This is a genomic window from Anabaena catenula FACHB-362, assembly GCF_014698735.1.
In the GTDB taxonomy this organism is placed as follows: domain Bacteria; phylum Cyanobacteriota; class Cyanobacteriia; order Cyanobacteriales; family Nostocaceae; genus Anabaena; species Anabaena variabilis_A.
The window spans coordinates 92928-108272 of sequence record NZ_JACJTQ010000020.1 but is presented as its reverse complement, the minus strand read 5'-3'; the positions used below and the strand labels follow the sequence as shown (position 1 = coordinate 108272).

The 15345-nt window shown below is 40.8% G+C and carries 7 protein-coding genes; 1 reads left to right on the top strand and 6 read right to left on the bottom strand.

The genetic code is table 11. The annotated features are described in order from the left end of the window. Positions 1-727: 727 nt before the first annotated feature. The 6 genes from H6G68_RS14565 to H6G68_RS14540 form a co-directional block, all read right to left on the bottom strand. Positions 728-3145 carry a heavy metal translocating P-type ATPase gene (locus H6G68_RS14565; RefSeq protein WP_190907280.1) on the bottom strand — a complete coding sequence of 806 codons (2418 nt, stop codon included), beginning with the start codon at positions 3143-3145 and terminating at the stop codon, positions 728-730. A gap of 136 nt (positions 3146-3281) precedes the next feature. After that, positions 3282-3458 carry a hypothetical protein gene (locus H6G68_RS14560; RefSeq protein WP_190907279.1) on the bottom strand — a complete coding sequence of 59 codons (177 nt, stop codon included), beginning with the start codon at positions 3456-3458 and terminating at the stop codon, positions 3282-3284. A 131-nt stretch (positions 3459-3589) separates the two neighbouring features. Beyond that, positions 3590-3865, bottom strand: a complete 276-nt coding sequence (locus H6G68_RS14555) for a TM2 domain-containing protein (protein ID WP_190907278.1) — start codon at positions 3863-3865, stop codon at positions 3590-3592. 1152 nt (positions 3866-5017) lie between these two features. Next, positions 5018-6577, bottom strand: a complete 1560-nt coding sequence (locus tag H6G68_RS14550; RefSeq protein WP_190907277.1) for a CPBP family glutamic-type intramembrane protease — start codon at positions 6575-6577, stop codon at positions 5018-5020. A gap of 834 nt (positions 6578-7411) precedes the next feature. Next, the gene (locus H6G68_RS14545) at positions 7412-10708 is read right to left on the bottom strand and encodes a beta strand repeat-containing protein (protein ID WP_190907276.1); all 3297 of its coding nucleotides are present in this window, start codon (positions 10706-10708) and stop codon (positions 7412-7414) included. A 200-nt stretch (positions 10709-10908) separates the two neighbouring features. After that, the gene (locus H6G68_RS14540; RefSeq protein ID WP_190907275.1) at positions 10909-11478 is read right to left on the bottom strand and encodes a GNAT family N-acetyltransferase; all 570 of its coding nucleotides are present in this window, start codon (positions 11476-11478) and stop codon (positions 10909-10911) included. Between the two features lie 310 nt (positions 11479-11788). Here H6G68_RS14540 and H6G68_RS14535 point away from each other — a divergent pair, with 310 nt between their 5' ends. Then, entirely contained in the window at positions 11789-14521 is a 2733-nt protein-coding gene (locus tag H6G68_RS14535; protein ID WP_242045270.1) for a M16 family metallopeptidase, read from the top strand. Positions 14522-15345 lie beyond the last annotated feature (824 nt).

Genomic DNA, 15345 nt, shown 5'->3' with positions numbered 1-15345 from the left:
GGCATCTCTAACGCTTATTTTAGCGTACCAGCCAGCTACCTTTGCATTGGGGCATCTCACTTTTAAAAGCAGTGGCAGTAACACTTTAGCTATTTCCGGAGATGTCTAATCAGTAGATGGTTTTCATTAAGTTCTGCTGCCATTGACAGATGGTTACTAAAATTTGTTGAACTTGGATACACAAGCATTGAATGAGTATCTTTTTCTACCATACTTTTAGAGAAAATTATCTCATATTAAATCTAATCAACATTGAAATTACACATGACATGAGAAGAGAATAGTATATTGTTTTTGCCTATATGAGTATATTGTCTCTGGGAGGAGTTTAGATAGCTTTTGTTAACTTATGTCCGTTGACAGGTACAGTATTGACATAGACTGATGCCTTCGGCGTACCCCTCTGGAGAAGCAAGCTACACCTAGCGTCTGGCAGAGAGAGCAGCCATCATAAAACCCAGACACTTTTTATACTTTGAAGCCTGTTAATAGTAACCTATTCCCTGTCATAACACCTGAATTGAGCGGTATGATCCAAGATAGATTTTACTTAGGTTTTGCCTACCAGTGATCAGTAGATCAACTGAATTAAATCTTAGACCTTTCTGGTACACCTCTCCTCTGGTAAGGTAGCGGCTTTGACCAAATAATTACTAATTCGTAATAATGCCGACCGCAGGCGGTCGGCATTATTACGAATTAGTAATTATGTTGACCTAATTTAATTTTAAGGTAGATGTGCAAAGCGGCGTAATAAAACTGAGTTAGTGACAACACTAACTGAACTGAAAGCCATGAGCGCAGCTGCGCTGGATGGACTCAGAACAAATCCCCAGCTGGGTAAGAAAATACCCGCTGCTAATGGAATACCAATCGTATTATATGCAAAAGCCCAGAATAAATTTTGACGTATTTTGTTGAACGTTGCACGACTGAGTAAGATTGATTGTACAACATCGCTCAGACAGTCACGCATGAGTATGATTTCGGCTGTTTCCATAGCCACATCTGTGCCAGAGTTTAAAGCAATGCCGACATCTGCTTGAGATAAAGCGGGAGCATCATTGATGCCGTCTCCTACCATTGCAACAACGGATTTGGGTATGCTTACACTTTCTCCATTCTGAAGAAACTGTATTGCTTCTGCTTTCTTCGCTGGGAGGATACCTGCCATGACATCACTGCTATCTAGTCCTAGTTGCCCTGCGATCGCACTGGCTGCTTCTAATCTATCACCGCTGAGAAGGATGACCCGTAAACCCATTTGACGCAACTTGTCTACTGTAGCTTTTGCATCTGGTCTGAGGGTATCACTCACAGCAATTAATCCAGTTAAAGTGCCATCAACTGCAACACCAATGACTGTTTTACCCTCTACTGCCAATTTTAGCCCTTGCTGTTGTGCAGTTTCACTAATCGCAATTCCGTGGTTATTCAACCAATCCCAATTACCTAAAAGTACTTTTTTGCCTTCGACTACAGCAGACACTCCTAGTCCTGGTTCCGTATGAAAATCTACAGCATGGGGAATTGATAACTTTTGTCGCTGTGCTGCTTGGTGAATTGCTCTGGCGAGAGGATGGTAAGTGCCGCTTTCTACTGCTGCTGCTAGTTGGAGAAGGGACTGAGGTGAATTTTCCTCTCCATCTTCTGCAAATACCAAGTAATCTGTCACCGTGGGATGACCTGTAGTCAGAGTTCCTGTTTTATCAAAAACCACAGTATCTAGTTGGTGGACTCTTTCTAAAACGTCACCACCTTTGATTAACAAACCCCGTTCTGCACCCAAACCTGTACCGACAAGAATGGCTGTGGGGGTTGCTAGTCCTAAAGCACAGGGACAAGCGACTACCATCAGAGAGATCGCTAATTTTAAACTAATTAACAGTGAGGAGTAATGTGTGTTGGGGGCTGGGTGTTGTGCCGAGTGACTCATCATTTCCATGCCACTGGAAACGGTAACTTCCGGCCAAATGTGAGTACCGAAAACATACCAAAAAAGAAAAGTTACCAAAGAAGCTGTTAACACCCCATAGGTAAAATAACCAGAAACCGTATCTGCTAATTTTTGTACTGGCGCTTTCCGAGTTTGGGCAGCTTCTACCAAAGCCACAATTTGCGCCAAAGTAGTATCATTGCCTGTACGAGTAGCTTGAATAGCGATCGCACCCGACTGATTGAGAGTTCCTGCTGCGACTGCATCTCCAGCTTGCTTCATAACTGGTACAGCTTCCCCAGTCAGCATCGATTCATCCACCGTAGTTTGTCCAAAGCGAACTTCACCATCAACGGGGATTTTATCTCCTGGTAACACCTGCAACCATTCACCAATCCGCACTTGTTCAGCAGGTATCTCGACAATATTGGCCCCCACTATTAATTTCTCTGCTTCTGGGTTAGCAATCAATCTGGCTATCTGCGGCTGGAGTGCTAGTAATTGTCTAAATGCCGCAGCGGCACGACCTCTAGCTTGTTGTTCTAATGTCCTTCCTAGGAGGATAAAGCCTAGCATCATCACTGGTTCGTCAAAAAAGCATTCCCAACCCATTTGGGGGAACAACAACGCTACCAAACTAGCAGTGTAGGCTGTCAGAGTTCCTAAACTGACCAAGGTATTCATGTTGGGCGCACCCCGTCGCCAACCGCGCCAGCCATCGATTAAAATTGGGCGGCCGGGGATTAGCAGGGATACGGTGGCTAGTCCGCAATGGAACCAGATGTTATTGAATATGGGGAAAACTGTACTACCAAAATGTCCAATTCCTGATAATAGCAGTAGCACCCCAGCGATCGCTAACTGCCCTATCGCCCCCACCATTTCTTGGCGCTGTCTGATTGCGGGGTCTTGTCTAGCAGATGTCTCACCTGCTATTTTGCTATTAGTTGTACGGGTTTGGGTGGGGAATCCCGTGACTGTCAACCCCTTTGCTAGTGCATCTGGATCTGCCACACCTGCCTCTACCTCTACGACGGCGACTTCTGTCGCTAGGTTGACACAGACGCTTATGATTCCTGGATGTTGCTTTAGCTGTTTTTCTACTGCTGTTACACACCCAGCACACTTCATGCCCCCAACATCTAAAATAATTTTTTCTGTCATTGGGGTAGATTCTGGGGCAAGTTTAGTTTCTGGGAGAAGTTGCATGGCAAGTTTTTAGATTCGCTATAAAAATTCTATCCTTGACAACAGGTATCTCTACTTCGAGATTAGGCGAAATCTGTAACTATGACCAAATGTCAATAATATTGAAATACTTAAATATTTAAATCGTGAACTACCATCAACGACTCCAACGCCTATAAGTTACATAGATGACAGTCGCTATCTGTATAGGCATCATGAAAATCAGGCTTTTGTAGAAATTGTTGATTTCTAAATTAGACATAGTGCTGAAATAAGCCATGCCCATCAGCAATAAAATAATTAAGTTAACCTGCTTAGGTTTAAGGATTGGCATATCTTACCAATTATAGATTTTAGATTAAGAATACTGTTGATTTGATTGTTGACAAATTAGTCAATTTTATAAATAAACTGAAAATACATATAGGAATCAAACCTGATTCCTATAGCTGTTTAATCAAAACTCTAGAACCAGCCTTGTCTATTCACAAAATAGGTATTAACAAATTCTTCATGGTTCTTGTTTAAATAAATCATGCCTTCAACTAAACCAACAAATTGCATAATCAGCAATGTAAAACCAAAAGTGATAGAACCTCCAACCACAGAAATTGCTAGCATGATAAAACCTTCCGGGGCATAACCAAGAATAAATTTATGCAGTCCAAATCCCCCAAAAATAATGCCACTGTAACCAGCTAAAAGTTGTTTGGTAGAGTGAGAAGGGTTAAGATTCGCCATATTTAAGTTATCATCCTTGATGTACGTTGTATAAGTTTTAATTCCTACTTGTCATAAGAATAAGAAAATATATTATTTAATGACTAAATATATTTTCATTGTGATAGTAAAAGCAATTCTTCATATCAATAGCCAAAGCTAAGATGCCACATTTCCATCAATATCTTGGAAGTATGGGACTGATACCAATATTAGATTTTAGATTGGGGAGTGACAGTAGAGAATTTTTCACCCACGATATCTATCAGTAATAGATATAATTGCTCAACTTGCACCTATGCTAATAGGCTGTTCAAGAGATATAAAATAATACTAACTATCCCAACTTGGTATAGCGATTAATCAGGAATCGTGAACACATATTTTATAGTGAATTTTGGGTGAAGACGGACTTTGGTGATTTATCTGTGAGTGTTATCAGTTAATGACCTCGTCTAAACCTAACCTACAATATGTTCACAACCTCAGCAAGGATTGCTATATGAGGAAATAGTCTCATAACACCTGAAAATATCACGGTTATCAATGAATTTTGGTCAATTTGCTTACAAATTTAAATGCAGCAAGTTTGCAGATTTATAGGCTTAAAATTTCTCTTGAGGATCATTAACCCTAATCATCTCTAAAAACTACTACACCCTACTATTTCCTACAAGTCTACTGCTAGTAGATCCGGACTTTTTTGAGTTTGCTGTAAATATAAGGATACACTTTTATCTTGGTTTTGTCAGTGCATATGCACACAGATTTTTTTTGTTTTTGCAACCCTTGGCAATTAATGATCCCCATGGATATCGTTGCAGAGTCTGATACCTTTTTTTAGATGAAGCTGCATAGAATCAGGTTTAAAGTGCAATTACCGCATATAAATGCAGATAAAGATAGATGAAATAAATATGGCTACGCCTCCCCCAAGGGATACATAAATCAGATCGGATTGCTAAATATGAGTCATTGTTTGCTCAAACATCTAGATAAATATTGAATTTTATCCAGATATTTAGTGACATATTTAACAGTAGTAGCTGAGTTGCATTTTGGGGGAGAATATCCGGTTTGAAGAGTGCATTTATTTTGCTACTTATTCTTGTTGACTAGTTACATGAGCAAATATGAGGCTATTAGGCATTTTTGCATCCATAAGATAGAGTATTAATTATTTCCACTACCCAAAAGAAATAAACTGAGTAATGTACCGCTATTCCAGAGGCTGTGGAGAAGCATAGGGGCGAGGAGATTGCGCGATCGCGTGTACACTATTCCTAAGACCATTCCCAAGGCAGTTAAAGGTAGAATTTCCGACAAACTCAGGTGAGCCGCAGCAAATAACAAGCTACTGCCGACAATGGCTGCCCAAACTGGAATGTAACGAGTTAGGGAAGGTAACAAAAAGCCGCGAAATAGAAGTTCTTCAAACAGTGGTGCAGCTATACCAGCTGTAAAGAAAAATATTCCCAATGCTATGTTATCTCTACTTTCTAGCGCCAGTTGTAAGAGCGGATTACTACCACCTTGTCCTTGCCATAATTTTTGATTAATTAAAGACACTATCACCACAATGGGTAAAGCGGTGCAATAGCCACCCAGTCCCCACAAAAACCAATTACCTTTCAACCTGAAGCGGAACCATTCTTCTGGGAGGGGGAAATAGCGTTTGATAGACAAATACAGCACTGACAACGCACCGAAGGCAACTAACAAGTAACTCACCAAAACTGAGAAAGCCTGAACTCGCGCATTACCTGTAGAACGGGGAATAGGAAGAAGAGTTAATAATTCAGGTATAAATAATTGTCCCATCAAGAAAAATCCCAGGACAAAAACCTGTAAAATTGTTTCCACGTCCCAAGGTGTTGACCAAGGCTTTTCACCATTTTCAGCCAATATGGATTCTCTTCCCTTCAGTAAACGCTGAATAACTAAAACTACCAGCAGTACTACGCCAATTAACGCCGTTAAACTGGGGATAGTCGCAATTATTGCTAATTTCCAAACTGCGTCCGTGGCAGATACTTGTTGAGCAGCTTGAATGGCTGATAGAGCGTCTTGACGTTGCTGAATTTCATATAACTGAATCAAGGCAGTAGAGCGAAACCAACCTTCTAAATTTTTTTGAATCAGTTGTTGGGCATTTGGGAGTAGACGAGGGGGGTTACTCCAAATTCCGCTTAATGTGTCAGCAGTTTTGCCAAATTCTGGATTTATATTTGAGGTTTCCTGAACTTGACTCCAAGTACTGAGGGCGCTATCTATTTTACCCTGCTTTGCTTGTAAGATTCCTAGCCGCAAATCTAATTCATGCCGCAATTTTTGCAGCTGGTTGACAGACTTCTCTAACTGTTGCTCTTCTTGGGAAGAGGTTTTGGTATCAAGCGCTTCATTTGGTAGGGGTTGAGGAGGTGTGACACGCAGTTTTGAGAGTTTGTTTTCGACTTTATCTAAATTAATTTGGACAGATTCTCGCGCTTCTTGATATTGCTTGGTAGCACTTTCTAAAGGTTTATCCCCCAGTATGGCTTCCCGAATGGCTTGGAAATTCCCGTCGTTGCTATCTTCTGGTTGCCATGCTTGGGCTTGTAGCACAATATTGGTTTGATACAGTTCCAGACGACTTTGGAACTGAGGTTTTTGCCAACTAGCAAATAAAGACAGCCCCGACAACATCATTGCTAACAGTGTCAGCCCAATTAACAGCAACCGCTTAAGTGTCATCTATCCCCCTTTGACTTACCTGTGGAGAGCGTGCGTCCCTTGGAAATTATAAGCTAGTCTGGGAGGTTGGGGAAAATTGGTTAAGTTGGTGTGTATGATAGCGTATCCCTGACGGGAGTGCCTTGCACTCAGCGCTACGCCCTGGAATCGCTCTAAATCCTACTCCGGTTCATTGAGTGTCACCTCACAATCTACTAACAATTCATCAATTCATCCAAGCTATCTGGAAACTTTCCTCTCGCTGGCTGAGAAAATGAAAACAAGTAGATCATCTGTTGATAGACTTTTAGATCCTGATAATTCTTCCATTACTTTCAATACCTTTGCCAAATTGAAAAAGCCTTGATTCGTAGGTTGGGTTGAGCGTAGCAAAACCCAACAAATGCGTTGGGTTTCGTGCCTAAACCCAACCTACAAAAAAATGGCAAAGGTATTGTTACTTTTAGAGACAATTGATAAGGCTACTAGAGTTGTTGGTAAGAAAATCCGTTTTGAATTAGTAGATGCTTTTTAGAAGTTGGTTTTAGGTTTCCTTTCTCAATCCAACTTTCTATCTTAGAGGATGTTGATAGACTACGAGTATCTTTAACAAGCAATTGAACTGATTAAATCCATAGGAAACATATATGAAGAAAGGATTTGCATCTGAGACAAGCTGAACTATCAGGAGTAAGGGGTTAACAGTACTAAAAAAAGCTAACAAATACTCACATTTAATCAAGATTTATCTCGACTTTTTGACAGAAAAATTGAGACTTTAATCCCTAAAGAGCTTGTCGGCTTGAGTATGGCAAATCTGAGAGGGGTAAAGCGCAATGCTAAACCCCTACGACACTAGGCAACCAAACTAAAATTACTACTACTGAGGGTGATATCAGCATTACCTAAATAAGCAAATTCAAACACGGCTTCTGGATTCAGAACATTGCCATTTTGGTTATAGAACAGACTACCACTGCTTTGACTAAAGACAACACGAGCATTACTAGCGTCCACAAATTGATCATCAGTAACAACCGCAAAGTCAGTTAACCCTTGTCCCACAGTATTAGTAATGGCATTAAAGGTGGTTTTACTTAATACAATTTGGTCTTGTCCGGCTTCAAACAGGGTGATTAAGTCAACACCTAACGAACTACCAAAAACACCACTGCTTTGGAATAAGTATTTATCATTACCAAGTCCTCCGATGAGGACATCATCACCCAATCCTCCCCAAAGGCTATCATTTCCCGCTAACCCTTGCAGTTGATCATTGCCTTCACCACCAACAAGCCGGTTATCGAGGGCATTACCAGTCAGACGGTCATTACCTGTACCACCGATTGCGTTTTCGACAACGTTGTTAGCAGAAATGATGAGTTTGAGATTGCTATTAACCGTTTGTGATGTGATGACACCCAGATTAACCTTCACAGCAGCAGTAGTACCACTCAAGTCAATCGTATCAATACCACCTGTTGCTGTTTCCACAATCTTATCTGTTCCTAATGCGGTATTAGCAACAAAAGCATAAGTATCATTACCATTCAGACCTGTAAGGGTATTATTGGCACTATTACCCGTGAGGACGTTATCTCCTGCATTACCTGTACCGTTGATAGCCGTTGTTCCTGTGAGAGTCAGGTTTTCAACATTGGTTGGTAGGGTAGTGGTAATGGAGGATGTAAGGGTATCGGTTATGGTTGTAGTGGCGGTGGTTTTAGTTCCCAAGCTGGCATTGGTAGGAGATATCACCGTTAGAGTAAAGGTTTCATTTGCTTCATTGATGGAATCATTAACAACGGGGATATTGATAACTTGAGTTTTGATTCCTGGGTTGAAGGTTAATGTTCCTGTTTTGCTGGTATAGTCTGACCCTGCTATAGCTGTACCGTTACTGGTGGCATAGTTCACGGTAATGGTTTGGGTGCTGGTGCTGGAAAGAGTAACCGTATAAGAAACGTTTTGAGGACTAGTTTTGCCTTCGACTATGGTCTGGTCAGCACTGAGGTTAATAGTGACAGATGATGCAACATCATCATTGGTAATAGTTCCCGTTACCGCAGCAGTTGTACCAACGGTGTAACCTGTGCCTGTAGCTAAAGTTAAAGCAACAGTTTCATTAGCTTCAACGATGGTATCGGCTGTGGGGTCAATAGTTAATGTTGCGGTACTCGAACCAGCAGCAAAGGTGATGGTTTTTCCAGTTCCGGGTGTTGCACCAGTATAGTCTGTACTAGCTGCTGTGCCAGTGATGCCATAGTTAACGCTTAAGGCATTGGTTGTACTGCCGGTGCGGGTGAAGGTATAAACTAGGTTGCCTGTTCCATCTTCTGTAACGCTGCTGGGAGATACAGCTAGGGTAATGGTGGGTAATGTAACATAGGTGAAGTTACTTCCAGTCAGACTCAAGCCTGTTTTATTTCTGACTATACCAATGAGTTCATCTGGTTCTGTTCCGGGTTTATTGATGAATATTTGAGTGTCTGCACCGACAACAGTTAGAAGGTAATTACTGCTTGTTCCTTGCAGTTGAATAATATCTCCGGTGTTGAAGTCGGTAATGTCGGCATAGTCGTTGCTACCATTAGTAGAAGTATTGCCATCATCATAATAAGCCTTGGTAGCATTTCCTAAGATAAATCTATCGCTTCCTGTTCCACCTGTGAGAACATCTATTTCTCCTAATCCTGGAGTCAGGAGTGTTCCGTTAACACCATCAATAGTGTCATTACCAGCCCCACTATTAATATTGTCATTACCAGCCCCACCGTTAATAGTGTCATTGCCACTGGCAGTAGTGATAGTGTCATTTTGACTTGTACCAGTAATCTGAAACCGATTTATCCCATCGAAATCAACTCTGTCTAATTCGTAGCTACCAGTGGAATCGTAGCGATAAGCTGTACCAGAAAATCCTTCAGTACCTGTGGAGGTAGATAAGTTCATCTCACTTCCAGTATCACCAATGGAGTAATCAACAATTAGTAGATCATCTCCTGCTCCTCCATTGGCAATGTCATTACCTAATCCAGTGTTTATCGTGTCGTTACCAGCCCCACCGTTAATATTATCATTGCCACGAATAACAATGTTATTAACTAATCCTGATTGAGTAATCGTATCATTGCCACTACCAGTAGCGATGGTAAAGTTCTCAAAGTTAGTTGCTTTGACAATGCCAGTTAAATTAATCCCAGCAGTGGCATTGTTAATAACGATATTCCCTGTTTGAGCCGACAAGTTCAATATCAAGGTATCGCTACCAGCACCACCATCTAATGTATCTACACCGCCTCCACCATTAACGGTGTCATCACCAGCACCCGCATTAATAGTGTCATTACCACTGGCAGTAGTGATAGTATCATTCTTACCTGTACCAGTAATCTGAAACCGATTTATCCCATCGAAATCAACTCTGTCTAATTCGTAGCTACCAGTGGAATCGTAGCGATAAGCTGTACCAGAAAATCCTTCAGTACCTGTGGAGGTAGATAAGTTCATCTCACTTCCAGTATCACCTATGGAGTAATTAATAATTAGTAAATCATCTCCTGCTCCTCCATTGGCACTATCTATACCTAAGCCAGTGTTTATCGTGTCGTTGCCAGAAGTTCCTGTAATCGTATCATTCCCGTTAGTTCCCGTAAAATTCTGCTGTTCTACCTGAATAAGTTGCCCATTTACCGTCATCGTCCCGTGATCATCCTCAGCCTTCAAAGCCTGTAAAGTCTCAGTATCCAGACTATTACCCTGAACCAACTCAGCAAAAATCGCTCCTTCATCACCAGCACTATCCGTCAGATTGATTTGAGAATCTACAAAATGCCCAATTTCCTCTAACAGAACCGCACTAATCGCTGCTGTTGTGGCAGTGTTAACAAAGCTATCTGATAGATAAATTGTATTAGTGCTACTAGCATAAGCACCGTTAGCATTGCCAAGAATGCTACTATCAAGAATCTCAATTTGCGGAAGTGAACTAAAATCACCAGCTTGCCATTGAGAAAGCAGAGTTACAGCTACAGTACGATCATATTGTGTGCCAAAAGCTGTATCGAATAAATTCCAGAAGTTATCAAAACTAGAAAAAGTGCTGAGTTGGTCATAGGTCAGAGTGAGGACGGGTTTAAGTAGGATATTCATAGATTTGAGTAATTATTGGTATTAACAGGATGTATCAGCAGTCAAATAAGATTGACTAGTGCTGGTATTATAAGCATTACTGGTAATAGTATATCTCGATAACTGCTTTTTTATAAAAAGTGACATATTCTCATAAATCACATTTGTGATACAATTACTTGTTAGTATGAAAAAATACTAATGTTTATGCTTGCTCTTGTTTACGAAAAATTTCCATATACTTGCCATTGCTCACGCAAAATAGCAAACCACAACTCATCTGCCCACTCACCCTTAAACCACAAACTCTTCACAAAATGCCCTTCCCGTCGCATTCCCAAACGTTCCAGAAGTCGAACAGATGCAATGTTTGCCGAGTCGCAATTTGCCCGGATACGATGCAATTTATACTCTGTAAATAAATATGCCAATAAACAAGTTACAGCTTCCGTTGCATAACCTTTTCCTTGATACTGACGTGACAGGGTAAAACCAATTTCCGCTTGTTGTCCATCGTCAGCTAAAATGCAAAAGGCACAATCACCAATTATTTTACCTGTGGTTTTGAGTGTAATAGCTATCTGATACCATTCACCCAAAGTCCCCGGTTTAGCCTGTTGCAGATATTCTATAAACTCTCTGGCCGCTGTTTCTGGGTAAGGTATATCCCAACTTTGATATTTTGCAACTTCAGGATCATTGCGATATGTAATAAAGGTGTTTATATCTTTATTTTCAAAGGTACGCAGCAGCAACCTTGGTGTTTCTAAGCGCAGATAATTTTCTAACATATCTCTTTTCTATAGGACTCCGGTTTGATTTATCTAGGGGTTTAGCATTACTAAACCCCTACTCGTCAGGGCTTCTTGTGTAGGAATTTGCTCAAAACTCAAATAGGAGTCCTATATATCCTCTGCGGTTCGTTTTTCTTCCTCTCCTCTTCACGCTAGAATTTCATGACTACACTAGAGGAATAGCAAAACCTGCTTAGTCATTTACATCCTAACTTTCGATAAATACCTGTCATCACCCAAAAGAGAGATTTCGTAATTCACCTTTTACCGCATATTTCAGGGTTTTGTTGTCTCAAATTCACCGCTTATGAAACTACGTTCATATATGTTTTTAGGGTTGTTTCTCAGCCTTTTCCTGAGTATTTTGCCATTTTCCGGGAATGTCACTAATGCTGCTACACCAGCAGCACTCTCTTTTACCCAAGGTGTGCAGAAAACAGTGTTAGAAAATGGCTTAACTGTACTCACCAAAGAAGTGCATACTGCACCTGTGGTAAGTGTGCAGGTTTGGTATAAAGTTGGTTCTCGCAATGAGGGAAATGGAGAAAGTGGTATTTCTCACCAACTCGAACATTTAATGTTTAAGGGTACTACTGACCGTCCGGTGCAATTTGGCAGGTTATTTAGTGCTTTGGGTAGTCAGTTCAATGCTTTTACTAGTTTTGATGAAACGGCTTATTTTGGTACAGTGCAGCGAGATAAATTAGAAGCACTGTTGACTCTGGAAAGCGATCGCATGAAAAATGCTTTAATAGGCTCAGAGGAACTCACCAGTGAAAAGCGTGTAGTCATTTCTGAGTTACAAGGATATGAAAACTCACCAGAATATCGTTTAGATCGAGAAGTCAGAAAAGCCGCTTTCCCTAACCGTGCTTACGGTTTACCCGTAGGAGGCACAAAAGCCGATGTCGAGAAATTCACGGTTGAACAAGTACGCAATTATTACCAAAATTACTACAGTCCGGATAATGCGACTTTAGTAGTCACAGGGGACTTTAACACCGAACCAACTCTAAAATCTATCCAAGCCACTTTTGGAAAACTGCCAAAAGGGAAAAAGACCAATTTTCCAGTTTCTCCTGCTGTCACTGCGGTGAGTACTCCTCAAAAAGCGCCAATTGTTCTCAAACAACCGGGAAGCGCAGCATTACTACAAGCTGTCTATCCTTTACCAGATATCAAACATCCCGATGTTCCCGCAATTGATGTCATGGATGCTATTCTCACAGGTGGACGTAGTTCTCGTTTGTATCAAGCCGTGATAGAATCTGGATTGGCTAGTTCAGTCAGTGGTAGCGCTGCGGAACTGATAGAACCGGGTTGGTATGACATTAGCGCCACAGCTGCACCAGAGCAAGAAATCAGCAAAATTGCGGATGTGATTCAGCAATCTTTGACAAAATTACAACAACAACCTGTTACTTCAGAAGAGTTAAATCGAGCCAAGACACAACTTCAAGCTGGATTTATCTTGAATAATCAGGATATTAGCAGTCAAGCTAGTCAATTGGCGTATAACCAAGTTATTGCCGGAGACTATCATTATATTGAAAAGTATTTGAGTGCGATCGCTCAAGTTACTCCCCAAGATGTCCAACGAGTAGCCAAAACTTACCTCAACCCAGCAAAACAAACTATCGGTTTCTTTGAACCAACTCAAGCAGATGGTCAACCAGGAACTTCTAGTGGTGGTGCTGGTCGGACTACGGAAAACTTTAGTCCTGGTCAACCTGTAGACCCCGCAGAACTAGCGAAATATCTGCCACCGACAACATCAGCTACCAATTCTAATCAACAATCCTTACCAGAACAGTTTACCTTAGCCAATGGCTTGAAAGTACTGCTGTTAAAAGATTCCAGCTTACCCACCATTCATATCAGTGGACAAATTAACGCTGGTAATGAGTTTGATCATAATCAAAAAGCAGGTTTAGCGAATTTGACTGCTACCAACTTAATGAATGGTACTAAAACTCAAGATGCTCTCACTTTAGCGCAGACATTAGAAAACAAAGGCACTGAGTTAGATTTTAGTGCTAGTCGTGAAGGTGTGAGTATTAGCGGTCAAGGATTATCGGCTAACTTACCACTACTGATTCAAACCATAGCAGATGTGCTGCAAAACGCCAACTTCCCTGCTGACCAATTAGAACTCAGTCGTCAACGAGAATTAACCAGTCTTCAAGTACAACTAGATGACCCCAGAGGACTGGGAAGAAGGGTATTTCAGCAAGCAATTTATCCAAAAAATCACCCTTTCCACAGTTTCCCCACAATTGAGAGTTTACAGAATATTACTCGTGAAGATGTGGTGAGTTTCTATCAACAACACTATCGACCGGATGCTACAACACTTACTTTAGTTGGTGATTTTGAACCAACCCAAGTTAAAACCTTGCTAAATAAAGCTTTTGGTCAATGGACTGCTGAGGGTAAACCACCAGTGCTGAACCTACCATCTGTAACATTTCCATCCAATTCACAACAATTAAATACAGTAATTCCTGGGAAAACAGAGTCTGTTACTTATCTAGGATACAACGGCATTTCTCGCAAAGATCCGCGTTTTTATGCTGCACTTATCCTTAATCAGATTTTGGGTGGTGATACCTTATCGAGTCGGTTAGGAACAGAAGTGCGCGATCGCTTGGGTTTGACATATGGTATTTACAGTGGCTTTGCTGCGGGTATTAATCCTGGTCCATTTGTGATTTCAATGCAGACAGCACCCCAAGACACTCAAAAAGCGATTTCCAGTACCCTAGCATTACTGAAACAATTTCGGGAACAAGGTATAACTGAAGCAGAATTTAAGACAGCGAAACGTTCTCTTATCAACAGTTATCCTGTAGATTTAGCTAGTCCTAGTCAAGTGGCCAGCATCATTTTGGAAAATGCAATTTTGGGATTATCCACCGCAGAACTCCGCGAATTTCCCCAGCGTCTTCAAGCAGTAACCATGACTCAAGTGCAAAAAGCAATTGAAGAGTTAATCAAACCAGAAAATCTGGTCATTGTCACTGCGGGGCCTGGAAACTAATATTTGATTTTTGAAAGATACGTAGGGTGCGTTACGCTATCACTAACGTACCCTACAAATACTTAGATTTTTTCAAAATTCAAATACTATTGCTATAAACTCCTACTGACTGAATCTTGTACGCTGCTATATACTGTATTGATTTTCTGACAAATTAAAGCCCAGTATTTTAATATACGAATTTAAACATATATCCCAATATTTATCTATCTAATGGAGGAATCAAGATACATAGCATAAATACTAAATAATTAACTATTCCGATCACCTGACGAAGTTTAATGCATTTCCCCTGTTGATATCTGACAACGGGGGATTTTTTTTTAATTATACCAAACAGCAATATTAATAATAAATTTATCTGTCTAAAGGAAGACTGGATATGGAGAGATTAAATATTAAATATTAAGTAGCCCGATTACCCTACCGGACTTTAGCTTCAAACCTCCTCTTGTTATTAACCGTTCAGGAGGAGGCTTTATTAAATCAGTTATTAGTTAGTATTTTCTATTTCCTATCTAGTCAACATTCGTGATGTACAATAAGAAATAATTAACCACATATAGGAATCCGGTTTGATTCCTGAATTTACTCGTAGAGGTAGGGAACAGGGAACAGGGAACAGGGAACAGAAAAGAAGGAATAAAGGTGTACTGAGTTTGTTCAAAAATCAAATAGGAGTCCTATATAAACGGGGATAAATTTGTACTTCAGCTACTCTCTGTGACTCCGCGCTACGCCAGTTGCTACAACGCGGGGAACCCGCGCAACGCACTGGCTCCTCTGCGTGAAACAAAATCATACTCTTAATCAGTAACGCCTGA

What these genes read in the sequence shown, in the direction of transcription:
- H6G68_RS14565 (WP_190907280.1), bottom strand. Translation starts at nt 3,145, where the DNA reads ATGCAACTTCTCCCAGAAACTAAACTTGCCCCAGAATCTACCCCAATG.
- H6G68_RS14560 (WP_190907279.1), bottom strand. Translation starts at nt 3,458, where the DNA reads ATGCCAATCCTTAAACCTAAGCAGGTTAACTTAATTATTTTATTGCTG.
- H6G68_RS14555 (WP_190907278.1), bottom strand. Translation starts at nt 3,865, where the DNA reads ATGGCGAATCTTAACCCTTCTCACTCTACCAAACAACTTTTAGCTGGT.
- H6G68_RS14550 (WP_190907277.1), bottom strand. Translation starts at nt 6,577, where the DNA reads ATGACACTTAAGCGGTTGCTGTTAATTGGGCTGACACTGTTAGCAATG.
- H6G68_RS14545 (WP_190907276.1), bottom strand. Translation starts at nt 10,708, where the DNA reads ATGAATATCCTACTTAAACCCGTCCTCACTCTGACCTATGACCAACTC.
- H6G68_RS14540 (WP_190907275.1), bottom strand. Translation starts at nt 11,478, where the DNA reads ATGTTAGAAAATTATCTGCGCTTAGAAACACCAAGGTTGCTGCTGCGT.
- H6G68_RS14535 (WP_242045270.1), top strand. Translation starts at nt 11,789, where the DNA reads ATGAAACTACGTTCATATATGTTTTTAGGGTTGTTTCTCAGCCTTTTC.